This is a genomic window from Kosakonia sp. ML.JS2a (assembly GCF_025642095.1).
Taxonomy (GTDB): domain Bacteria; phylum Pseudomonadota; class Gammaproteobacteria; order Enterobacterales; family Enterobacteriaceae.
Window position 1 is genome coordinate 4022389 of sequence record NZ_CP106754.1, and the last position, 22276, is coordinate 4044664.

Sequence of the window (22276 nt, forward strand, 5' to 3'; positions counted from 1 at the left end):
AATTTTTGAGAAGTTCTTCGAACCCTTGCGGCTTACTGCTGCTCAGCCATGCTGCCAAGTTTGATTTTGGCTTCTTTACGCAAATTACTCATCAGCGCTTCAAAAGCGATCTGCGCGTTATTCTGCGTGATGCCCTGAACCATCGCTTTCTTCTGCGCATCCGGCATGCTGCCTGCTTTAACTTCGTCCAGCGCGATAATCACAACGTTGCCCTGCTGATCGCTGGCAGTGCCGAAGGAGGGTTTGTCCTGCGCCGGCAACGGCAGATTAAAGGCCGCCTGGCTGATCGGATCCTGACCTACACGACCCAGCGTTTTTGCCTGACCAAAGCTCAGATTTGCCGCTTTCAGCGCATCATCACCTTTACCCGCTTTCAGGTCGCTAACCAGTTTGTCCGCATCCAGCTTCGCCTGCTGCTCTGCTTTGGCATGCTTCACGATCTCGCTAACCTGCGCTTTTACGTCATCCAGCGGTTTGATGGCTTCAGCTTTATGGTCGGTAATACGCAACACAAATGCGCGGTCGCCATCAACAGTAATGATATCGGAGTTACTGCCTGGCGCGCCGTTCTGCCCAACCAGACCACCGTTGAAGATGGCGTCGCTCACTGGTTTAAAGTTCAGCTCTTCCGGCAGGTTATCGTGACCGAACCACCCGGTCTGCGCCGCTTTAGCACCTGCTGCCTGCTCGGCGCCGGCCAGGGATTCATTATCGTTGCTCGCGGCTTCGCTCACTTTCTGCTGCAGTGCATACCAGGCATCCAGCGCTTTTTCCTGCTTCACTTTATCTGCCAGTTCGCTGCGCACATCGTTAAGCGGCTTAACCTGCGCGGGCTGAATGTCGTCAAGACGCGCGACCAGGAAACCGACAGAGGATTTGATCACGCCTGACAGCTGGCCTTTCTCTTTCAGACCCGCGTTTTTCAACTCATCCGGGGTTGTACCCTCTTCCAGCCAACCCATATCACCGCCATTACGGGCAGAGATAATGTCAGAGGATTTCGCCTTCGCAACGGTCGCAAAATCAGCGCCTTTATTCAGCTCATCCAGTACAGCTTTGGCTTCATCTTCCGTTTTGGTCTGGATAATGCTGTAACGATTACGCTGCGTCTGAGTGAACTGATCCTGATGCTGATCGTAGTAAGCCTGAATTTCCGCATCGCTGGCGTTTTCCTGCATCGCTGCTGCATCCAGCTTGATGTAGCTCACGCGGAACTGCTCCGGAGAAACAAAACGGCTCTTGTTCTGATCGTAATAGCTGGCAATTTCCTGATCGCTGGCAGTCTGTTTGGCCGCCAGTGCATTAACGTCAATCACCGCCTGGCGCACAACGCGCTGCTGAGCGACCAGCGCCGCCAGCTCATCCGTTTCACCTTTCAGCATAAAGTCAGTGCCTGCGACCGCATTGATCAACTGCTGGGAGGTTAACTGGTTACGCAATGCCTGCGCGTATTGATCGGCACTCATGCCCATTTGGTTTACGAGAGCGTTGAAACGGGCATTATCAAATTTGCCGTTGGACTGGAAAGCCTGGGTCGAGAAAATGGCTTTTCTCACCTGCTCATCGCTGATACCAAGGTTTAGCTTTTTGGCGTACTGGTCCAGCAGCGCTTCGTCAATCATGCGATTGAGCACCTGCTGGCGTACAGATTTCATGTAGTTTTCGTTAGCGGCCAGTTCTGAAAACTGATCGCCCAGTTGCTGCGCCATACGGTTACGTTCACCGGTCACGGCGTTTTCAAACTGTGCGCGGCCAATCTCCTGGCCATTAACTTCTGCGGCATAATTATTGTTACCGCCAATCAGGTAGTTACCCACGCCAGTCAAAATGAATGACACGATAATCAAACCCAGAATGATCTTGAGCACGACGTGATTCGCCGCCGCGCGTAAATTGTCCATCATGGTGTAACAACACTCCGCTGTAGGTGACTTTATATCTCAGGCAGCACAGTTGCCCGCTGCGCGTGAACGCGTATTCTGACAAGAAAACGGGGCAATTGTTAGCCCACAATGCGGATAAACTCGCAGAAAGTACATTCGGATAAAAAAAAAGGCACATCTCGCGATGCGCCCTTGATATTTACCGCTATCCCTCAGGGGATAAACGATCAGTTTACCGCGTCTTTCAGTGCCTTACCTGCGCGGAACCCCGGAACTTTCGCTGCGGCGATGGTGATTTCTTTACCGGTCTGAGGGTTGCGACCAGTACGGGCAGCACGCTCTTTAACCGCGAAAGTACCAAAACCTACCAGTGCCACATCGTCCCCGGATTTCAGTGATTCGGTCACGGAAGCAATTAAAGCATCTAACGCACGTCCAGCCGCAGCTTTAGAGATATCGGCACCTGCGGCAATCTTGTCTATCAGTTGAGATTTATTCACTCTTCTCTTCCTCTCTTTATAATTTATATCGCACCTGCATCCTTCACAGCGCGACCGCGCAGCAGTTATATCAGGCCTCTCATGCCCTTACAACACCAGTTGTTGATGACACACCCAACCAGCAATCTAAATTAGCTATACAAAAAAAGGCTGGCAAGTACGAATTCACTCACCAGCCTTGTTTTTATCAACGCACTTTGCGCGAGGTCACTATTTTACCGTCGCAACCTGCATACCAAAGGGTTCATTCTGCAACGCAAGGCTCAAAACTTCCTCAATACGCTTGACCGGATGAATATCCAAATCAGCCACGACGTTATCCGGAATCTCTTCCAGGTCACGTTTGTTTTCGTAAGGAATCAGAACAGTCTTAATGCCGCCACGGTGCGCAGCCAGCAGTTTTTCTTTCAAACCGCCGATCGGCAGAACCTGACCACGCAGGGTAATTTCACCGGTCATCGCCACATCCGCACGAACCGGGTTACCGGTCAGGCAGGAAACCAGCGCGGTGCACATCGCAATACCCGCGCTCGGGCCATCTTTCGGCGTCGCCCCTTCCGGAACGTGAACGTGAATATCACGTTTTTCGTAGAAATCACCGTTAATGCCCAGTTTCTCCGCACGCGCACGCACGACCGTGAGCGCCGCCTGGATAGACTCCTGCATCACTTCGCCCAGCGAGCCGGTATAAGTCAGTTTGCCTTTACCCGGTACACACGCGGTTTCGATGGTCAGCAGGTCGCCGCCCACTTCCGTCCACGCCAGACCGGTGACCTGACCCACGCGGTTTTCGTCATCAGCGCGACCATAATCGAAGCGCTGAACGCCCAGATAGTCATGCAGGTTGTCACCATTAATCTCAATGTGTTTGAGAGACGGATCCAGCAGCAACTGTTTAACCGCCTTACGACACAGTTTAGAGATTTCACGCTCCAGACCACGCACACCCGCTTCACGGGTGTAGTAACGAATGATGCCGACGATTGCGCTGTCATCTACCGTCAATTCGCTTTCTTTCAGTGCGTTACGCTCAATCTGTTTTGTCAGCAGGTGGCGTTTGGCAATGTTCAGTTTTTCGTCTTCGGTATAACCGGAAAGCCGGATCACTTCCATACGATCCAGCAGTGGCGCCGGAATGTTCATGGAGTTGGAGGTCGCCACAAACATCACATCGCTGAGGTCGTAGTCCACTTCCAGGTAGTGATCGCTGAACGCCACGTTCTGCTCCGGATCCAGCACTTCCAGCAATGCAGAAGCCGGATCGCCACGCATGTCAGACGACATCTTGTCGATTTCATCGAGCAGGAACAGCGGGTTTTTGACCCCCACTTTCGCCATCTTCTGGATCAGTTTGCCCGGCATAGAGCCGATGTAGGTACGACGGTGACCGCGGATTTCCGCTTCATCACGCACGCCGCCCAGCGCCATTCGGATGTATTTACGCCCTGTGGCTTTCGCAATGGACTGACCCAGAGAGGTTTTACCTACCCCAGGCGGTCCAACCAGACACAGGATCGGCCCTTTCAGCTTGTTCATACGGCTTTGTACCGCAAGGTACTCAAGAATGCGGTCTTTCACGCGCTCAAGGCCGTAATGGTCAGTGTCGAGGATCTCTTGCGCCTGACGCAGGTCTTTTTTGACCTTGCTGCGGGCATTCCAGGGTACCTGCACCATCCATTCGATATAGCCGCGCACAACCGTCGCTTCCGCTGACATCGGCGACATCATTTTCAGCTTCTGCAGCTCGGATTCGGCTTTCTCTTTCGCCTCTTTCGGCATTTTCGCCGCGTCGATTTTACGCTTCAGCGCTTCGTTTTCGTCCGGCGCATCATCCATCTCGCCCAGCTCTTTCTGAATGGCTTTCATTTGCTCATTCAGGTAGTACTCGCGCTGGGATTTTTCCATCTGCTTTTTCACGCGGTTGCGAATACGTTTCTCAACCTGCAGCAGATCGATTTCCGACTCCATCATCGCCATCAGATACTCCAGACGCTCATTCACGTCGGACATCTCCAGCACGGACTGCTTATCCGCCAGCTTCAGCGGCATATGCGCAGCGATGGTATCCGCCAGGCGAGCCGGATCGTCGATGCTGTTCAGCGACGTCAGCACTTCCGGGGGGATCTTTTTGTTCAGCTTGATGTAGCCTTCAAACTGGCTGATGGCTGTGCGTACCAGAACTTCCTGTTCACGCTCGTCAATGGCGGGGGATTCCAGGTATTCTGCTTTCGCTGAGAAGTGCTCGCCGTCATCAGCAAGTGTCGTGATGCGCGCGCGCTGCAGCCCTTCGACCAACACTTTTACAGTGCCATCAGGCAGTTTCAACATCTGCAAAATAGACGCCACGGTCCCGACGGTGAAAAGATCGTTTACACCCGGCTCATCCGTTGACGCTTCCTTCTGCGCAACCAGCATGATTTTTTTATCATGGTCCATGGCCGCTTCCAGACAACGGATAGACTTTTCCCGTCCCACAAATAACGGAATGACCATGTGCGGATAAACCACCACATCGCGCAATGGCAATACGGGGATTTCAATGCGTTCAGAACGCTCAGGATTCATAGAGCTCTCTCTTAGTTTAAAGTCCGCCAGGTAATCAGGTGACGTGACTGTGCAACACGCACCATTAACATGTAAAGCAGTATATGGGGATGTTTCCCACACATTCAACGGCGGGAATAAGGAAAAATAAAAGGGGGGATAAAATCCCCCCTATTTGATTAACTGATTGTATGAATTGATGAATTATTCACCAGATGCTTGTTGCGCTTCCGGCTTGCCGTAAATCAGCAACGGCTTGGTTTGCCCGGCGATCACCGACTCATCAATCACCACTTTTTCGACATCTTCCATCGACGGCAGATCGTACATGGTGTCGAGCAGCGCGGCTTCAACGATAGAACGCAGACCACGCGCGCCGGTTTTACGCACCATGGCTTTTTTAGCGATGGCATCCAACGCTTCGTCACGGAACTCCAGATCCACACCTTCCAGATTGAACAACGCCTGATACTGTTTGGTCAGGGCGTTTTTCGGCTCTTTCAGGATCTGGATCAGCGCTTCTTCGCTCAGCTCATTCAGCGTTGCCACTACCGGCAAACGGCCAATAAACTCCGGAATCAGACCAAATTTGATCAGATCTTCCGGCTCAACCTGCGACAGCAGTTCGCCTTCGTTGGCTTTTTCTGATTTGGCCTTCACCGTCGCGCCAAAACCAATGCCGGAGCCGGTTTCAACACGGTGAGAAATCACTTTATCAAGGCCAGCAAATGCACCACCGCAAATAAACAGGATTTTAGAGGTATCAACCTGCAGGAACTCCTGCTGCGGGTGTTTACGACCCCCTTGCGGCGGAACGGCAGCCACGGTGCCTTCAATCAGTTTCAGCAACGCTTGCTGTACGCCTTCGCCGGAAACATCACGGGTGATCGACGGGTTATCCGATTTACGGGAAATTTTGTCGATCTCATCAATGTAGACAATCCCGCGCTGGGCTTTCTGTACGTCGTAATCGCACTTCTGCAGCAGCTTCTGAATAATGTTTTCGACGTCTTCGCCCACATAGCCCGCTTCGGTCAGCGTGGTGGCGTCGGCCATCGTAAACGGAACATCCAGCAGGCGCGCCAGCGTCTCCGCCAGCAACGTTTTACCGGAACCTGTCGGCCCGATCAGCAGAATGTTGCTTTTGCCCAGTTCCACACCATTGCTGGTGTCACCATTGCGCAGACGTTTGTAGTGGTTATACACCGCCACCGCCAGCACTTTTTTCGCCTGTTCCTGACCAATCACGTAATCATCGAGATGGTGGCGAATTTCATGTGGCGTCGGCAGCGCGCTGCGCTCCCGGTGCGGCGCAACTTCTTTAATCTCTTCGCGAATAATGTCGTTACACAGATCAACACATTCGTCGCAGATATACACGGACGGCCCGGCAATCAGCTTACGCACTTCATGCTGGCTTTTGCCGCAAAAAGAGCAATACAACAGTTTGCCCGAACCATCTTTGCGTTTATCTGTCATGAGTCAAAACCTCTTATCTGTTCTTTGTGCCGCACATGACGACGCAAATGCCATTCCAGGCGCAAAACGTTACTCAAGCATTATGCCGCTTGTACTGAATAGTATAGCGGCACATGCAGCCAGGGCATTAGTTACGATGGGTTAAAATTGAATCAACCAGACCGTATTCCACGGCCTCCTGCGCAGCAAGGAAGCGGTCGCGTTCAGTATCTCGTTCAATTTGTTCTAATGATTGACCCGTGTGGTGCGCCATAAGTTCATTCATGCGCCCTTTCACTTTCAGGATTTCGCGGGCGTGGATCTCGATGTCCGTCGCCTGCCCCTGATAGCCGCCCAGCGGTTGGTGAATCATGACGCGTGAATTCGGCAGGCAGAAACGCTTGCCTTTTGCACCAGCCGTCAGCAGGAATGCGCCCATTGACGCGGCCTGCCCCATACAAATGGTGCTGACGTCCGGCTTAATAAACTGCATGGTGTCGTAAATAGACATCCCGGCGGTGATCACCCCGCCCGGTGAGTTAATGTACAGGTAAATGTCTTTTTCCGGGTTTTCCGCTTCCAGAAACAGCATTTGCGCCACAATCAGGTTCGCCATATGGTCTTCAACCTGGCCGGTCAGGAAAATCACGCGTTCCTTGAGAAGACGGGAGTAGATATCGAAAGAGCGCTCACCGCGTGAGGTCTGTTCAATAACCATTGGCACCAGGGCCATATGGGGTGCAAAGTTATCTCGTTCGCCGCTGTATGACATTTCCGTCTCCTGGATATAAAAATAAACAAACCTGCTGTACTGATTGTACTTGAGTGAGCCGGGTCTGACTATGACCGCTCACGGACGGATATCAGCCAGAGTTTTACTGTCACTATTCCCTTAGTGGGGATGACACTGCCTGTTTTCAAGCATAACAATCTTTTGCTGTTACGCTAACACTGAAACGCTCTTTTAGCACAGATCTGATAATGTCGATGCGATAAAAAAAGCCCGTCACCTGCAGGTGACGGGCTTATTGATTTTAGCTATCGCAGAAGTCGATTAAGCCTGCTGGTTCATCAGTTCGTTAAAGGAAGTGGCTTTCTCAGTCACTTTCGCTTTTTCCAGAACCGCTTCAACCGCTTGTTCTTCCAGCGCGACGTTACGCATGTTGTCCATCAGCTCTTTGTTTTTGCTGTAGAACTCGATAACTTCGGTCGGATCTTCGTAGGCAGACGCCATCTCTTCGATCAGGCCTTTCACACGGGCTTCGTCAGCTTTCAGCTCGTTGGTGCGAATCACTTCGCCCAGCAGCAGACCAACAACAACGCGGCGTTTAGCCTGCTCTTCGAACAGCTCGCGCGGCAGTTCCAGAGCCTGTTTCTCGTTGCCGCCGAAACGCTGTGCAGCCTGACGACGCAGAACGTCGATTTCGCTGTCGATCAGCGCAGCAGGCACGTCGATTTCGTTAGCCTGAACCAGACCTTCGATAGCCTGAGATTTCACGCGGTTACGCACGGCGCCTTTCAGCTCGCGCTCCATGTTTTTACGCACTTCAGCGCGCAGACCTGCAACAGAACCATCTTCAACGCCGAAACGTTTGATGAACTCTTCGGTCAGCTCCGGCAGTTCGCGCTCTTCAACTTTCTTCAGGTTGATGGCGAACTTCGCTGCTTTACCTTTCAGGTTTTCAGCATGGTATTCTTCCGGGAAGGTCACGTCGATGGTGAACTCTTCGCCCGCTTTGTGACCTTTGATACCGTCTTCGAAGCCCGGGATCATACGGCCCTGGCCCATAGCCAGTACGAAATCAGTGGCTTTGCCGCCTTCGAACTCTTCACCGTCAACAGAACCGCTGAAATCAACGGTAACGCGATCTTCTGCGTCAACAGCGCCGTCTTTATCTTTCCAGGTCGCTTGTTGTTTACGCAGGGTTTCCAGCATGGTGTCAACGTCAGCGTCGGTCACTTCAACAACCGGTTTTTCAACTTCGATGGTGTCCAGCGCTTTCAGCTCAACTTCCGGATACACTTCGAACTCAACGGAGTAAGTGAAGTCTTCGCCCAGTTTGTATTCGCCCGGAACATAGTTCGGTGCGCCAGCCGGATTGATTTTTTCCTGGATGATCGCGTCGATGAAGTTACGGCTCATCAGGTCGCCCAGCACGTCCTGGCGAACAGATGCGCCATAACGCTGAGCAACGACGGTCATCGGTACTTTGCCCTTACGGAAGCCGTCAATGCGAACTTTCTTCGCTACGTTGACCAGCTCGCTCTTCACAGCGGTCTCGATGCTGTCAGCAGCGATTGTAATCGTTACGCGGCGCCCAAGGCCCTGAGTGGTTTCAACTGAAACTTGCATCTTGTTACCTCAAAAAATCACAGTGCTCGGTCAACTCTACTCTGCGAAGCAAACCTTTTCGCTTTGCAGAACCGGAATGTTCTCTCAAATCAGATATACATTCCCTGTCGTCAGAATCATCCCGGAGACATTCCGAAAAATAAGACGCAGCATTATAGCGGCATCACAGATATGAGTCGAGAACGGGAATGCCGCAAAGCTGCGCCATTTTTCACACTTCTGAAGCAATTTCGCTCAAAAAATTGCGTTTCTCGCTCAAAATTCAGACAAAACAAAACGGCCCGCAGGCCGTTTTCACATAATCTGCATGCAACATACTGGAAAAGTTCAGCCCGTTGCAACCTGGTTTTCTAGGCGTGGGTTCCGGCTCCGCGACAGGGCGGCGAGGCGAAGAGTGTGTCCTGCAACCCTTCCCATTCTTTATGGGTGTAGGTATGCAGCGCAAGTGCATGCACCGTTGAAGACAGTTCTGCTGTCAACGTACCGTAAATCATGCGATGGCGGTTGAGAAAACGTTCGCCGGTAAAGCGATCGCTTACCAGCACCACTTTGAAATGACTTTCAGAACCGGCAGGAACATTGTGACGATAGCTCTCATCAACAACCTCCAGAAACAGGGGTTCAAATTCAGCTTTTAGCTTTTCTTCAATTTGTTCACGCATCATCATGATATACACCTCCGACAACGCTGAGATGCCAGCCATCTCTTTAAATGTTAGCCGCTTTTACCGTCTTCGTAACAATAAAACAACAAAAAATTAGCGTTCGTCTGATTTTCTCGTTCAAGCGGATGATCTCTACTAAAACCGTCATCACTTTTGCCCAGGTTTGCGGTTAAAGAGGTTATTCGCGCCGAAAAAAAGGACAAGACGATGAATTTACATGCGTTGAGGACTTCCCCTTGACGGCGGCGATGTTATGATGGCGAGAATTTTCTCCATAAAAGCTTACGATCCCTTGAGAGCATGAACATGTTAAAAAAACTTCTCTTCCCGTTGGTCGCATTATTTATGCTGGCAGGTTGCGCTACCCCGCCATCCACTATTGACGTTTCTCCGAAAATCTCCCTGCCACAACAGGATCCGAGCCTGATGGGCGTTACCGTCAGCATTAACGGCGCGGATCAACGCCAGGATCAGGCGCTGGCCAAAGTGACCCGCGACAACCAACTGGTGACCTTAACGGCGTCCCGCGATCTGCGTTTCCTGCTGCAGGAAGTGCTGGAGAAACAGATGACCGCGCGCGGTTATATGATTGGGCCGAACGGCGCGGTTAACCTGCAAATCATCGTTAACCAACTGTATGCCGATGTTTCCCAGGGCAACGTGCGTTACAGCATCGCCACCAAAGCGGATATCGCCATCATCGCTACCGCAGCAAATGGCAACAAGATGACCAAGAACTACCGCGCAAGCTACAATGTTGAAGGCGCTTTTGATGCCACCAACACCAAAATTGCCAATGCGGTTAACAGTGTACTGACCGACACCATTGCCGATATGTCTCAGGACACCAGCATTCACGAATTCATCAAGCAAAACGCTCGTTAATCCGTTTCTGGCCCGGTTCTGCCGGGCCAGTTTTTCACTCATGTCCAGTCACTACTTACGCATATTCACACAACCCAGATCAGCCATCTTGCTGATACTCGGTTTTGCTTCCGGTTTGCCACTCGCGTTGACCAGCGGCACGCTCCAGGCGTGGATGACCGTTGAGAATATCGATCTAAAAACCATCGGATTCTTCTCCCTCGTCGGCCAGGCTTACGTGTTTAAATTTTTGTGGTCACCGCTGATGGACCGCTATACCCCGCCTGTATTGGGGCGGCGTCGCGGCTGGTTACTGCTGACCCAGCTTCTGTTACTGATCGCTATTGCCGGTATGGGTTTTCTCGATCCGGCCAACCACCTGCGCTGGATGGCGGCGCTGGCAGTGGTTATCGCCTTCTGCTCCGCATCGCAGGATATCGTATTCGACGCCTGGAAAACCGATGTTTTGCCCTTTGAAGAGCGCGGCGCTGGCGCAGCGATAAGCGTGCTGGGTTATCGTCTCGGGATGCTGGTTTCCGGCGGTCTGGCGCTGTGGCTGGCGGATCGCTGGCTGGGCTGGCAGGGTATGTACTGGCTCATGGCGGCGCTGCTCATCCCCTGCATTATTTCCACGCTGCTGGCGCCGGAGCCAACAGATGTGATCCCGGTGCCGAAAACGCTGGAGCGCGCGGTAGTCGAACCGCTGCGTGATTTCTTTGGGCGTAATAATGCCTGGCTGATCCTGCTGTTGATTGTCCTTTATAAGCTGGGCGATGCCTTTGCCATGAGCCTGACCACCACGTTTTTGATTCGCGGCGTCGGGTTCGATGCGGGCGAAGTTGGCGTGGTGAACAAAACGCTGGGGCTTGCCGCCACCATCGTCGGCGCTCTCTTCGGTGGCGTATTAATGCAGCGACTGTCGCTGTTTCGCGCGCTGCTGATATTTGGTGTACTGCAAGCCATCTCCAATGCCGGTTACTGGCTGCTGTCGGTAACAGCGAAAGACATTATCACCATGGGCGCCGCCGTGTTTTTCGAGAACCTGTGCGGCGGCATGGGAACGGCAGCCTTCGTCGCGTTGCTCATGTCGCTCTGCAATAAGTCCTTCTCCGCGACGCAATTTGCACTGCTTTCGGCGCTCTCCGCCGTGGGTCGGGTATATGTGGGTCCTCTCGCCGGCTGGTTTGTGGAGACATACAATTGGTCAACGTTCTACCTGTTCTCTATTGTTGCTGCCGTGCCGGGGCTGGTACTGCTGGTGATGTGCAAGAAAACGCTAGAGTTTACACAGCGCACCGAAAGCTTTATGCGGCGTACTGAATACGCAGCGGCCTATCAACTGGCATTGCGCATATTAAGTGTGGGTTGCCTGTTGCTGGGAGGCTGGCTGGTGGTGCTGATTGTGAACGCCATCGGCCTTGCGGAGTGGGCGTTTGGCGTACGTTTACTGGAATGGGGCGCGTTGCTGGCTATTGCAGGCATTCTTTTCGGCGGTGTTCTGGATTTGCTGGCGCTACGTAAGACGCATCTCATCTAAGCATCGCGCTTGCCGCACCAATGGCAAGCGCGAGGGCTGATTATCCGAAGAAAAACAACCAACGAATGACATGACTGAAGAATATTGGCAAAAGTAATATCCCAACGGCCGCCATGGCGGGCGAGAAATTCCGGAGAAACAGGATCGGCAGCATGATCATCGTGGAGACGCCTTTCAGGGGCATTGCGTACCAGCGGTAGAGATTTCTGCGGATCAGCCACCAGGCGGGATAAGCAAGGACCACACCAAACATCACGAGTCGCGCCGGGCCCTTTTCGGTGGGTGGATAGGAAAACAGCAGCTGACCGAGATGAAACAGCGGCACGGCCATGATTACCCATCCCAGCAACCAAAAGAAAGGCAACAGCACACGCGCTAATACTTTTCTTTGTGCGTATCCTTCAAGAAGAAGGGGCACGCCCCACAGATAGATAACAATCATCACCAGCATCACCGCAGCCTGCCAGACTGCCGACGGCGACCTGGAAACCTCAAGCCAGAGTGAAAACCCCCAGAACCAGAGCACAACAATGCCGTCCCAGCTTAACGCAAGCGCCGGTGTGGCGAGTGATTGCTGTAACGCCGGGTCCACCCGAGCAAGTAATTGCGGATGATACTGCTTGATGGTTGAAAGCTGCCCCGTTAACACCTGAATAAAACCGGGGATTAACCTCGTCCACCAGGGTAATGACCTGATCTCACCGCTCAGTATCCGCCATGCCAGCTTTGCCTGACGGTCACCATCCTCATCGCCCTGTCGGGAAAGAAAGGCCCAATAGTCATTGGCCTCGCTAAGTGCAATCTGCGTTTCAAGGGCCTCAATGACCTGACCCGATAACTGGCGGGCACGGTAGTTTTCCAGACCCCAGCCCATGATTTCAGAAACGGCATTAATCAGTCCGCGAGTTATCCCTTCACGCTGGCTTAATGCCTGTGCAAGCGCCTGACTGAAGACACTGCGCGCCTCCAGCGCATCAGGCAGTTCATGCTCCAGATAATGCCTTAACGCATTCAGGGTAGAGAACTCATCCGCCAACAACCTGACGGAAAAACGTTCCGCGTCATCTTCCAGCGCATCATGCTGCCAGCCAGGGTGCAAATCGACGTCGTGATGTTTCTCCAGAAGTTGCAGGTAATCTTCTGTAGCAGAAGATGCAGCCACAGGCTGCTCGTCCTCTTCGACAGCGTCGGTCTGCCATAGGGTCATACCACTGGCATACCGCTTTGCCAGGTCAAAGGCTTCCCGCAGTTCCTGATACCCCTGAGGATCTTTGTCAGGACGGTGCAGTTTAAGTTGGCGAGCATACGCGCGGCGGATAGCTGCATCATCCGAAGTGGCATCAATGTCCAGGGTTTCCCAAATCGTCATCACATCACATCCCGTCATCAAACTGCGCAAGCACCTGGCGTAACGCCTCGCGTGCACTGGCGATATGGCGTACATCCTGGCTGTTCAGCGCCATTTCAAACTGGCTGGTGTAGTGATCCAGCATCAATCTGCGCTCCCCCAAAAGCTGCTCATAACGGCGAGAGGCCTCAGCCAGCAACTGACGATTTTCCGGCACATCGCGCGGGTGCATTTTCAGGCCATCAAGCTGACGCAGGCGTTCGGCAATCTCCTCTTCGCTTAATACACCCGGCGCTTTTTCGATGATCATCGTCGATGTCTTCGTCTCCCCCTGCAGGGTGCACTCCACTTCAAGAATGCCATCCAGCGTGTAGGTAAAACGCACATCGACGCTCACTTCTCCGGCGCGACGTGCGGGAATATCGATTTGCATACGATCAAGCAGTAAATTGTCACTGACCCGCCGGGCCTCGCCCTGATAAACCGCAATCTCGATTGCCCGCTGGTTATCCTGTAGCGTTGAGAATGTTTCCACGATGCTGACCGGTACAAAGGCGTTACGTTCAATCAGCGGCATAAAATACCCCGCGTCGATGTTGCCGCCTTCCAGCCGCTTGCCGACCGCAACGCCCAGCGAATAGGGCATAACATCGGTCAGTACGATATCGTCCAGCGCATGATCTTCCGCAATAAGCCCGGCCTGTACACCTGCCCCCAGCGCGACGACCTCATCCGGGTTCAGTTCATTACGTGGGAAGCGGCCAAACATCCGCGTGGCCAGCTGGCGCACCAACGCCATACGCGTTGCGCCGCCAACGAGGATAATATGATCGAGCTCGCGCGCATCAAACTGCGCATCCTGTAGCACCTGCACAACGGTCTTTTTCAGCCGCGCCAGTAAAGGCGCAGCGCACTCCGCGAAAGTTTCCGCCTGCAGGGTCCACTGATGTGTGACACCGGCATAAGTGAGCTGTGCCGCAGCGCTGTCCTGCATACTCAGCGTCTGTTTGAGCGTTTCGGCCAGGGCAGTCAGCTCAGCCGCGTAGGTTAAAGGCACACCGGCAAGCTCAGGCGACTGCGCCAGCATCCATTGACGAATCGCATCGGTAAAGTCATCGCCACCCAGCCAGGCGTCGCCGCTGCTGGCGCGGACTTCGATAACCCCTTCGAACATATCGACAATCGACACATCAAAGGTGCCGCCGCCAAGATCGAAGATCAGAAATTTTTGTTCGCTATTGTCGGCAAGTCCATACGCAAGCGCTGCCGCTGTCGGTTCATTAAGCAGGCGCTCAACGTGAAGGCCGGCAAGTTTCCCGGCGGCCTTTACCGCTTTACGTTGCGCATCGTTAAAATAGGCGGGAACGGTGATCACCGTACGGTTAACCGGGCAACCCAGCGCGACTTCCGCATCCGTTTTGAGTTTTCGCAACACCAGCGCAGACAACTCCTCCGCGCGAAACGGGCGTTCACCGAGCATCCAGGTTTTATCGGTGCCCATATAACGTTTGAAACTGGCGACGGTCATCTGTGGATGGCTGACAAGCCGGGCTTTGGCCGCAGCGCCGATGATCAGGTTCCCTTCATCATCCAGCCCGACAACGGATGGCGTTAAGCGTTCGCCCTGCGAGCCCGTGATCAGTCGCGGGGAGCCGTGTTCAAACCAGGAGACAGCACTGTTAGAGGTGCCCAGATCGATACCAATAATGGGAGATATTTTTTCTTCTCTCACAACTTCATTCCTTCGCCATGACGGGTCCGTAATATTTCGCTTTAAAATCAATTCAGAAGATAAGAACGCCGCAAAACAATTAACCATCGTTATTATTATGCTCAATAAATAAGCGTTATTTACATTACGGCATAATCGTTATTTATCGTGTTACGGATACTTTTTCTTTAATTATTTTGTGCCCTTTAAATTAAAGTCTATTCTTTAACGATTCAGCACTGTAATTAATTATCGCGTTTCACATTGGTTCCAATAATGTGCAGTAATTGCTGGATAAATGTTAATTAAATGTTTATTTAATTGATTGGTTATACCAATTTACCCTCAACGCTGATTGTAATGTAATATTTTCGTTATAATCTCAATCTCTGGCTGTGCGAATGCCCGATTTTACAGATTGTTGCATTCCGTGTGACATAAACGGCAGAACCCAGTAACACCTTACTGACACAATGCCAATCATGTTTACAGTAACGTAACCTTTCCGTAAAATGCCCGCACACTTTAAGCGCCACCAGATCCCGTGGAATTGAGGTCGTTAAATGAGACTCAGGAAATACAATAAAAGTTTGGGATGGTTGTCATTAATCGCCGGCACTGTTTTACTCAGTGGTTGCGATTCTGCACTTCTTGACCCCAAAGGACAGATTGGACTGGAGCAACGTTCGCTGATACTGACGGCTTTTGGCCTGATGTTGATTGTCGTTATTCCCGCCATCTTGATGGCCGTTGGTTTCGCCTGGAAGTACCGTGCAAGCAATAAAGATGCGAAGTATAGCCCTAACTGGTCACACTCCAATAAAGTGGAAGCTGTGGTCTGGACGGTGCCGATTCTGATCATCCTGTTCCTTGCCGTATTGACCTGGAAAACCACCCACTCGCTCGAGCCGAGCAAACCGCTGGTACATGACGAACACCCAATTACGATTGAAGTGGTCGCGATGGACTGGAAATGGTTCTTCATCTACCCGGAACAGGGCATTGCCACCGTAAACGAGATCGCCTTCCCGGCGAACACGCCAGTGGAATTCAAAGTGACCTCCAACTCCGTGATGAACTCGTTCTTTATCCCGCGTCTGGGCAGCCAGATTTATGCGATGGCCGGTATGCAAACCAAATTGCATCTCATCGCCAACGAAGCCGGTACCTATGATGGCATCTCCGCCAGCTATAGCGGACCAGGCTTCTCCGGTATGAAGTTTAAAGCCATTGCTACGCCGGACCGCGCCGCATTCGACCAGTGGGTCGCCACAGCAAAACAATCTTCAAACGCCATCACTGATATGGCGGCATACGAGAAGATTGCTGCGCCAAGCGAATACAACAAGGTTGAATACTTCTCCAGCGTGAAACCCGATTTGTTTAAAGACGTTATCAACAAATTTATGGGCCACGGCAAGAGCATGGACATGACCCAACCTGCGGGCGAGCATAGCGAGCACGAAGGGATGGAAGGCATGGACATGAGCCACGCGGAAAGCTCTCACTAAGGGGCCGAGGAAGAAAACGATGTTCGGAAAACTTACACTGGATGCAGTGCCGTACCATGAACCCATTATCATGGTTACGATCGCTGCGATTATCGTCGGTGGTCTGGCGGTAGTCGGCTTGATCTCTTACTTCGGTAAGTGGTCCTGGCTGTGGAAAGAGTGGTTGACCTCGGTTGACCATAAACGCCTTGGCATTATGTATGTCCTCGTCGCGGTTGTTATGCTGCTGCGTGGCTTTGCTGATGCTGTGATGATGCGTAGTCAGCAAGCGCTGGCTTCGGCGGGCGAAGCAGGCTTCCTGCCTCCCCATCATTATGATCAGATCTTCACCGCTCACGGCGTGATCATGATCTTCTTCGTGGCAATGCCATTCGTTATCGGTCTGATGAACCTCGTGGTTCCGCTGCAGATCGGTGCGCGCGACGTGGCATTCCCGTTCCTGAACAACCTGAGCTTCTGGTTCACGGTTGTCGGCGTTATCCTGGTTAACATCTCTCTGGGCGTGGGTGAATTCGCGCAGACAGGTTGGCTGGCTTATCCGCCACTATCGGGAATTGAATACAGTCCTGGCGTCGGGGTTGATTACTGGATCTGGAGTCTCCAGCTATCCGGTGTCGGTACGACGTTAACCGGTATCAACTTCTTCGTGACCATTCTGAAGATGCGTGCGCCGGGCATGACGATGTTCAAAATGCCGGTCTTCACCTGGGCGTCTCTGTGCGCTAACGTGCTGATCATCGCCTCCTTCCCGATTCTGACCGTTACCATCGCACTGCTAACCTTGGATCGCTATCTGGGCACCCATTTCTTTACCAACGATATGGGTGGCAACATGATGATGTACATCAACCTGATTTGGGCCTGGGGCCATCCGGAAGTGTACATTCTGGTGCTGCCGGTGTTCGGGGTGTTCTCCGAAATTACCGCCACCTTCTCGCGTAAACGCCTGTTTGGCTACACCTCACTGGTGTGGGCGACCGTGTGTATTACCGTCCTGTCGTTTATCGTTTGGCTGCACCACTTCTTCACCATGGGTGCTGGTGCGAACGTTAACGCCTTCTTCGGTATCACCACGATGATTATCGCCATCCCGACCGGGGTGAAGATTTTCAACTGGCTGTTCACCATGTACCAGGGCCGCATTGTGTTCCACTCTGCAATGCTGTGGACCATCGGCTTTATTGTCACCTTCTCCGTAGGTGGGATGACCGGTGTGCTGCTGGCCGTTCCGGGCGCAGACTTCGTTCTGCACAACAGCCTGTTCCTGATTGCGCACTTCCATAACGTAATCATCGGCGGCGTGGTGTTCGGTTGCTTCGCAGGTCTGACGTACTGGTGGCCGAAAGCCTTCGGTTACACCCTGAACGAAACCTGGGGTAAACGCGCATTCTGGTTCTGGATCATCGGCTTCTTCGTGGCCTTTATGCCGCTGTACGTGCTGGGCTTTATGGGCATGACCCGTCGTCTGAGCCAGCAGATCGATCCGCAGTTCCATAGCATGCTGATCGTTGCCGCATGTGGTGCAGCGCTGATCGCCATCGGCATCCTGTGCCTGCTGATTCAGATCTACGTTTCCGTTCGCGACCGCGATCAGAACCGTGACCTGACCGGTGACCCGTGGGGTGGCCGTACGCTGGAGTGGGCAACCTCCTCTCCACCGCCGTTCTACAACTTTGCCCATGTTCCGCAGATTCACGAGCGTGACGCATTCTGGGAAATGAAAGAGAAAGGTGAAGCGTACAAACAGCCGGCGCACTATGAAGAAATTCATATGCCGAAAAACAGCGGCGCCGGTATTGTTATCGCGGCCTTTGCCACGGTGTTTGGTTTCGCCATGATCTGGCACATCTGGTGGATGGCGATTGTCGGCTTTGCTGGCATCGTAATTAGCTGGATTGTGAAAAGCTTCGACGAGGACGTGGATTACTACGTACCGGTTGCAGAAATCGAGAAACTGGAAAACCAGCATTTCGATGAGATCACTAAAGCAGGGCTGAAAAATGGCAACTGATACTCTGACCAACGCGCACGCCCACGCGCACGAACATGGGCATCATGATGCAGGACCGAATAAAGTCTTCGGTTTCTGGATCTACCTGATGAGCGACTGCATTCTGTTCTGCTGTCTGTTCGCGACCTATGCCGTTCTGGTGAACGGCACAGCGGGCGGTCCGACCGGCAAGGATATCTTTGAACTGCCGTTCGTTCTGGTCGAAACCGCGCTGCTGTTGTTCAGCTCCATCACCTACGGCATGGCGGCTATCGCCATGTACAAAAACAACAAAAGCCAGGTTGTCTCCTGGCTGGCGTTGACCTGGTTGTTTGGTGCAGGCTTTATCGGGATGGAACTCTACGAGTTCCACCACCTGATCGTCGAAGGTATGGGTCCGGATCGTAGCGGCTTCCTGTCAGCGTTCTTTGCGCTGGTCGGCACCCACGGTCTGCACGTAACGTCTGGCCTGATCTGGATGGCGGTACTGATGTTCCAGGTATCCCGTCGCGGCCTGACCAGCATCAACCGTACCCGTATCATGTGCCTGAGCCTGTTCTGGCACTTCCTGGACGTGGTGTGGATTTGCGTGTTCTCTGTTGTCTATCTGATGGGGGCGATGTAATGAGTCATACTAACGATCATGGCGCTTCCCACGGCAGCGTAAAAACCTACATGACAGGTTTTATCCTGTCGATCATCCTGACGGTGATCCCGTTCTGGATGGTGATGAGCGGGTCTGCGTCTAAGCCGGTGATTCTGGGCACTATCCTGATCACCGCCGTAGTACAGATTCTGGTGCATCTGGTTTGCTTCCTGCACATGAACACCAAGTCTGATGAAGGCTGGAACCTTACCGCCTTTATCTTTACCGTGATTATCATCGCTATCCTGGTAGTGGGTTCAATCTGGATTATGTGGAACCTGAACTACAACATGATGGTTCACTAAGAGCGGCGAGTATGTTTAAGCAATACCTGCAAGTAACGAAACCGGGCATTATTTTTGGCAATCTGATCTCCGTGATCGGGGGGTTCCTGCTGGCTTCCAAAGGCCACATTGACTATCCCCTGTTCGTCTACACGCTGATTGGCGTGTCGTTGGTGGTCGCCTCGGGTTGTGTATTCAACAACTACATCGACCGTGACATCGATAAAAAGATGGAGCGGACGAAAAACCGTGTGCTGGTCAGAGGGCTGATCTCGCCAAACGTGTCGCTGGTGTACGCCGCCTTGTTGGGTATTGCTGGCTTTATGCTGCTGTGGTTTGGTGCTAATCCGCTGGCCTGCTGGCTGGGGGTAATGGGGTTCGTGGTGTATGTGGGCGTCTACAGCCTGTATATGAAACGTCACTCCGTTTACGGTACACTGATCGGCTCTCTCTCCGGCGCCGCGCCGCCGGTGATTGGCTACTGCGCAGTGACCAACGAGTTCGACAGCGGTGCGCTGATCCTGCTGGCTATTTTTAGCCTCTGGCAGATGCCGCACTCCTACGCCATTGCGATTTTCCGTTTTAAGGATTATCAGGCGGCGAACATTCCGGTACTGCCGGTAGTCAAGGGCATTTCCGTAGCCAAAAACCATATCACGCTGTATATCCTCGCGTTTGCCATCGCCACACTGATGCTGTCGCTGGGCGGTTACGCCGGTTACAAATACCTGGTCGTTGCCGCAGCAGTCAGCCTCTGGTGGTTAGGAATGGCGCTGCGCGGCTATAAAGTGGCGGATGACAAAGTGTGGGCGCGCAAACTGTTCGTCTTCTCGATTGTCGCTATCACTTCGCTCTCCGTGATGATGTCCGTTGATTTTATGGTGCCGGATTCGCACAGTCTGCTGACTTACGTCTGGTGATCCATACCGCGATATAAAGGGTGCTTCGGCACCCTTTTTTCATTCTGCCGCACCGAAACCGAAGGGTAATATTTGTTAATCAAGCTGTTATTTACCCCGCCCTGCCCCCGCACTACACTATGTCCGGTTTTCAATTTGAGGTAGTAATGAACGATTACAAGATGACGCCAGGCGAGTTGCGCGCCACCTGGGGTTTAGGGACTGTTTTCTCATTGCGCATGCTTGGCATGTTTATGGTCCTGCCCGTTCTCACCACCTATGGTATGGCGCTGCAGGGCGCCAGCGAAGCCCTGATAGGCCTGGCGATTGGCATTTACGGCCTCGCGCAGGCAGTATTTCAAATTCCGTTCGGTCTGCTATCGGACCGGATCGGGCGTAAGCCGCTGATTGTCGGCGGGCTGGCGATCTTTGTCGTCGGCAGCGTCATTGCCGCACTCTCCGATTCAATCTGGGGCATTATCCTTGGCCGCGCATTACAGGGGTCCGGTGCCATTGCTGCCGCCGTTATGGCGCTGCTTTCCGATCTCACCCGTGAACAGAACCGCACAAAAGCGATGGCATTTATCGGCGTCAGCTTTGGCGTTACCTTCGCCATCGCCATGGTGTTGGGTCCGATAATCACCCACCAGTTGGGCCTGCATGCCCTGTTCTGGATGATTGCCGGACTGGCGCTGGCGGGTATCGCACTCACCCTGTGGGTGGTGCCGAACAGCCAGTATCACGTGCGAAACCGCGAGTCGGGCATGGTGAAAGACTGTTTCCGTATGGTGATGGTCAACCCCAAATTGCTGAAGCTCAATTTTGGCATTATGTGCCTGCATATTTTACTGATGTCGACCTTTGTGGCTCTGCCCGGTCAGCTCGAATCAGCTGGCTTCCCCGCGCCGGAACACTGGAAAATCTACCTGATCACCATGCTGGTTTCCTTCGTCTCGGTGGTGCCGTTTATTATTTACGCCGAAATGAAACGCCGCATGAAACGCGTATTCCTGTTCTGCGTGGCGCTGCTGCTGATTGCTGAAATTGTGCTGTGGGGTGCCGGGCCGCACTTCTGGGAAATCGTGATCGGGGTGCAGCTTTTCTTCCTTGCCTTTAACCTGATGGAAGCGTTGTTGCCTTCGTTAATCAGCAAGGAAGCGCCTGCCGGTTACAAAGGGACAGCGATGGGGATTTACTCCACCAGCCAGTTTATTGGTGTGGCGATTGGTGGTGCGCTCGGAGGCTGGGTAGATGGCTTGTTCGACTCGCAAACCGTATTTCTGGCCGGCGCGCTGCTGGCGGCGGTCTGGTTACTGGTTGCCGGCACGATGCAAGAACCACCTTACGTCAGTAGCCTACGTATCGCTATTCCGGATGATGTCGCGATCGATGCGGCGCTCACGCAGCGTCTGCAAGCCAAAGCCGGGGTAAGTGAAGTGATGGTAGTGGCGGAAGAGCGTAGCGCTTATGTCAAAATCGACAGCAAAGTGACCAACCGTTTTGAGGTTGAGCAGGCCATTGCAGGCTAAATTAACGCCTCTCCCTTACGGGAGAGGTAGTTTGACATCAGTCGCGGAAGTTTTTGAACTGGAACGGCTGACCTAAATTGCCGCTGCGCACCAGCGCCATCACGGATTGCAGGTCATCGCGGGATTTCCCGGTAACGCGGATCTCTTCGCCCTGGATCTGCGCCTGCACTTTCAGTTTGCTGTCTTTAATCAGCTTGATGATTTTCTTCGCTGTCGGCGCATCAATGCCCTGCTTCAGTTTCGCTTCCACAAACCAGGTTTTGCCGCTGTGAACAAACTCTTCCGGCACCTCAAGCGACGCGCCTTCAATACCGCGTTTCAGCAGTTTACCGCGCAGAATATCCAGCAACTGGTTAACCTGAAAATCTGATTCGCTCAGTACCTTAATCGTCTGTTTTTCTTCGTTCAGTTCGAAAGTGGCTTCAATGTTGCGAAAATCAAAGCGTGTTGCCAGTTCACGGGTCGCATTCTCTACGCCGTTTTGCACTTCACGCATTTCAACTTCGGAAACAATATCGAAAGATGGCATCTTTTCTTCTCCCTCTGTATTTGTT

The 22276-nt window shown here is 52.8% G+C and carries 18 protein-coding genes; 8 read left to right on the forward strand and 10 right to left on the reverse strand.

Annotated features, from left to right (window positions below):
- Positions 1–32: 32 nt before the first annotated feature.
- The 7 genes from ppiD to bolA all read right to left on the reverse strand — a co-directional run bounded on the left by ppiD (position 33) and on the right by bolA (position 9406).
- Positions 33–1904, reverse strand: a complete 1872-nt coding sequence (ppiD, locus tag N7922_RS19075) for a peptidylprolyl isomerase (protein ID WP_263097792.1) — start codon at positions 1902–1904, stop codon at positions 33–35.
- A gap of 206 nt (positions 1905–2110) precedes the next feature.
- On the reverse strand, positions 2111–2383 hold the full coding sequence (gene hupB, locus N7922_RS19080; RefSeq protein WP_007373541.1) for a nucleoid-associated protein HU-beta: 273 nt from the start codon (positions 2381–2383) through the stop codon (positions 2111–2113).
- A 210-nt stretch (positions 2384–2593) separates the two neighbouring features.
- Entirely contained in the window at positions 2594–4948 is a 2355-nt protein-coding gene (gene lon / locus N7922_RS19085) for an endopeptidase La (RefSeq protein WP_263097793.1), read from the reverse strand.
- Positions 4949–5131: 183 nt separating this feature from the next.
- A complete protein-coding gene (clpX, locus tag N7922_RS19090) occupies positions 5132–6406 on the reverse strand; it encodes an ATP-dependent protease ATP-binding subunit ClpX (RefSeq protein WP_263097794.1) in 1275 nt (424 codons plus the stop codon).
- Positions 6407–6533: 127 nt separating this feature from the next.
- Positions 6534–7157, reverse strand: a complete 624-nt coding sequence (gene clpP, locus N7922_RS19095) for an ATP-dependent Clp endopeptidase proteolytic subunit ClpP (protein WP_017458886.1) — start codon at positions 7155–7157, stop codon at positions 6534–6536.
- A 282-nt stretch (positions 7158–7439) separates the two neighbouring features.
- On the reverse strand, positions 7440–8738 hold the full coding sequence (gene tig, locus N7922_RS19100) for a trigger factor (protein ID WP_263097795.1): 1299 nt from the start codon (positions 8736–8738) through the stop codon (positions 7440–7442).
- A gap of 350 nt (positions 8739–9088) precedes the next feature.
- Complete coding sequence (gene bolA / locus N7922_RS19105) at positions 9089–9406, reverse strand: transcriptional regulator BolA (RefSeq protein WP_061500132.1); 318 nt, start codon at positions 9404–9406, stop codon at positions 9089–9091.
- Positions 9407–9709: 303 nt separating this feature from the next.
- Between bolA and N7922_RS19110 the strand changes: the two genes are divergently transcribed.
- Positions 9710–10288 carry a lipoprotein gene (locus tag N7922_RS19110; RefSeq protein ID WP_263097796.1) on the forward strand — a complete coding sequence of 193 codons (579 nt, stop codon included), beginning with the start codon at positions 9710–9712 and terminating at the stop codon, positions 10286–10288.
- A gap of 40 nt (positions 10289–10328) precedes the next feature.
- A complete protein-coding gene (gene ampG / locus N7922_RS19115) occupies positions 10329–11804 on the forward strand; it encodes a muropeptide MFS transporter AmpG (protein ID WP_263097797.1) in 1476 nt (491 codons plus the stop codon).
- 40 nt (positions 11805–11844) lie between these two features.
- Here the strand turns inward: ampG and N7922_RS19120 are convergent, their stop codons facing one another.
- Both N7922_RS19120 and N7922_RS19125 read right to left on the reverse strand, forming a co-directional pair.
- Complete coding sequence (locus N7922_RS19120) at positions 11845–13176, reverse strand: J domain-containing protein (protein WP_263097798.1); 1332 nt, start codon at positions 13174–13176, stop codon at positions 11845–11847.
- A 1-nt stretch (position 13177) separates the two neighbouring features.
- Positions 13178–14884 carry an Hsp70 family protein gene (locus N7922_RS19125; protein WP_263097799.1) on the reverse strand — a complete coding sequence of 569 codons (1707 nt, stop codon included), beginning with the start codon at positions 14882–14884 and terminating at the stop codon, positions 13178–13180.
- A 542-nt stretch (positions 14885–15426) separates the two neighbouring features.
- Here N7922_RS19125 and cyoA point away from each other — a divergent pair.
- From cyoA to N7922_RS19155, 6 genes are all read left to right on the forward strand, one after another.
- Complete coding sequence (gene cyoA / locus N7922_RS19130; protein ID WP_263097800.1) at positions 15427–16374, forward strand: cytochrome o ubiquinol oxidase subunit II; 948 nt, start codon at positions 15427–15429, stop codon at positions 16372–16374.
- A 19-nt stretch (positions 16375–16393) separates the two neighbouring features.
- A complete protein-coding gene (cyoB, locus tag N7922_RS19135; RefSeq protein WP_263097801.1) occupies positions 16394–18385 on the forward strand; it encodes a cytochrome o ubiquinol oxidase subunit I in 1992 nt (663 codons plus the stop codon).
- Entirely contained in the window at positions 18375–18989 is a 615-nt protein-coding gene (locus N7922_RS19140; RefSeq protein WP_263097802.1) for a cytochrome o ubiquinol oxidase subunit III, read from the forward strand. Before cyoB ends, N7922_RS19140 begins: the two co-directional genes overlap by 11 nt.
- Positions 18989–19315 (forward strand): cytochrome o ubiquinol oxidase subunit IV, encoded by a 327-nt coding sequence (locus tag N7922_RS19145; protein ID WP_061497195.1) that lies wholly within the window; start codon positions 18989–18991, stop codon positions 19313–19315. Before N7922_RS19140 ends, N7922_RS19145 begins: the two co-directional genes overlap by 1 nt.
- Before the next feature lie 11 nt (positions 19316–19326).
- A complete protein-coding gene (gene cyoE, locus N7922_RS19150) occupies positions 19327–20214 on the forward strand; it encodes a heme o synthase (protein ID WP_263097803.1) in 888 nt (295 codons plus the stop codon).
- 146 nt (positions 20215–20360) lie between these two features.
- Positions 20361–21722, forward strand: a complete 1362-nt coding sequence (locus N7922_RS19155) for an MFS transporter (RefSeq protein WP_263097804.1) — start codon at positions 20361–20363, stop codon at positions 21720–21722.
- Between the two features lie 37 nt (positions 21723–21759).
- Here N7922_RS19155 and N7922_RS19160 read toward each other — a convergent pair whose 3' ends face one another.
- Positions 21760–22251, reverse strand: a complete 492-nt coding sequence (locus N7922_RS19160; protein ID WP_263097805.1) for a YajQ family cyclic di-GMP-binding protein — start codon at positions 22249–22251, stop codon at positions 21760–21762.
- Between the last annotated feature and the right edge of the window lie 25 nt (positions 22252–22276).

Coding starts and splice junctions, on each gene's coding strand:
- ppiD (WP_263097792.1), bottom strand. CDS start 1,904: ATGATGGACAATTTACGCGCGGCGGCGAATCACGTCGTGCTCAAGATC.
- lon (WP_263097793.1), bottom strand. CDS start 4,948: ATGAATCCTGAGCGTTCTGAACGCATTGAAATCCCCGTATTGCCATTG.
- clpX (WP_263097794.1), bottom strand. CDS start 6,406: ATGACAGATAAACGCAAAGATGGTTCGGGCAAACTGTTGTATTGCTCT.
- clpP (WP_017458886.1), bottom strand. CDS start 7,157: ATGTCATACAGCGGCGAACGAGATAACTTTGCACCCCATATGGCCCTG.
- tig (WP_263097795.1), bottom strand. CDS start 8,738: ATGCAAGTTTCAGTTGAAACCACTCAGGGCCTTGGGCGCCGCGTAACG.
- bolA (WP_061500132.1), bottom strand. CDS start 9,406: ATGATGATGCGTGAACAAATTGAAGAAAAGCTAAAAGCTGAATTTGAA.
- N7922_RS19110 (WP_263097796.1), top strand. CDS start 9,710: ATGTTAAAAAAACTTCTCTTCCCGTTGGTCGCATTATTTATGCTGGCA.
- ampG (WP_263097797.1), top strand. CDS start 10,329: ATGTCCAGTCACTACTTACGCATATTCACACAACCCAGATCAGCCATC.
- cyoA (WP_263097800.1), top strand. CDS start 15,427: ATGAGACTCAGGAAATACAATAAAAGTTTGGGATGGTTGTCATTAATC.
- cyoB (WP_263097801.1), top strand. CDS start 16,394: ATGTTCGGAAAACTTACACTGGATGCAGTGCCGTACCATGAACCCATT.
- N7922_RS19140 (WP_263097802.1), top strand. CDS start 18,375: ATGGCAACTGATACTCTGACCAACGCGCACGCCCACGCGCACGAACAT.
- N7922_RS19145 (WP_061497195.1), top strand. CDS start 18,989: ATGAGTCATACTAACGATCATGGCGCTTCCCACGGCAGCGTAAAAACC.
- cyoE (WP_263097803.1), top strand. CDS start 19,327: ATGTTTAAGCAATACCTGCAAGTAACGAAACCGGGCATTATTTTTGGC.
- N7922_RS19155 (WP_263097804.1), top strand. CDS start 20,361: ATGAACGATTACAAGATGACGCCAGGCGAGTTGCGCGCCACCTGGGGT.
- N7922_RS19160 (WP_263097805.1), bottom strand. CDS start 22,251: ATGCCATCTTTCGATATTGTTTCCGAAGTTGAAATGCGTGAAGTGCAA.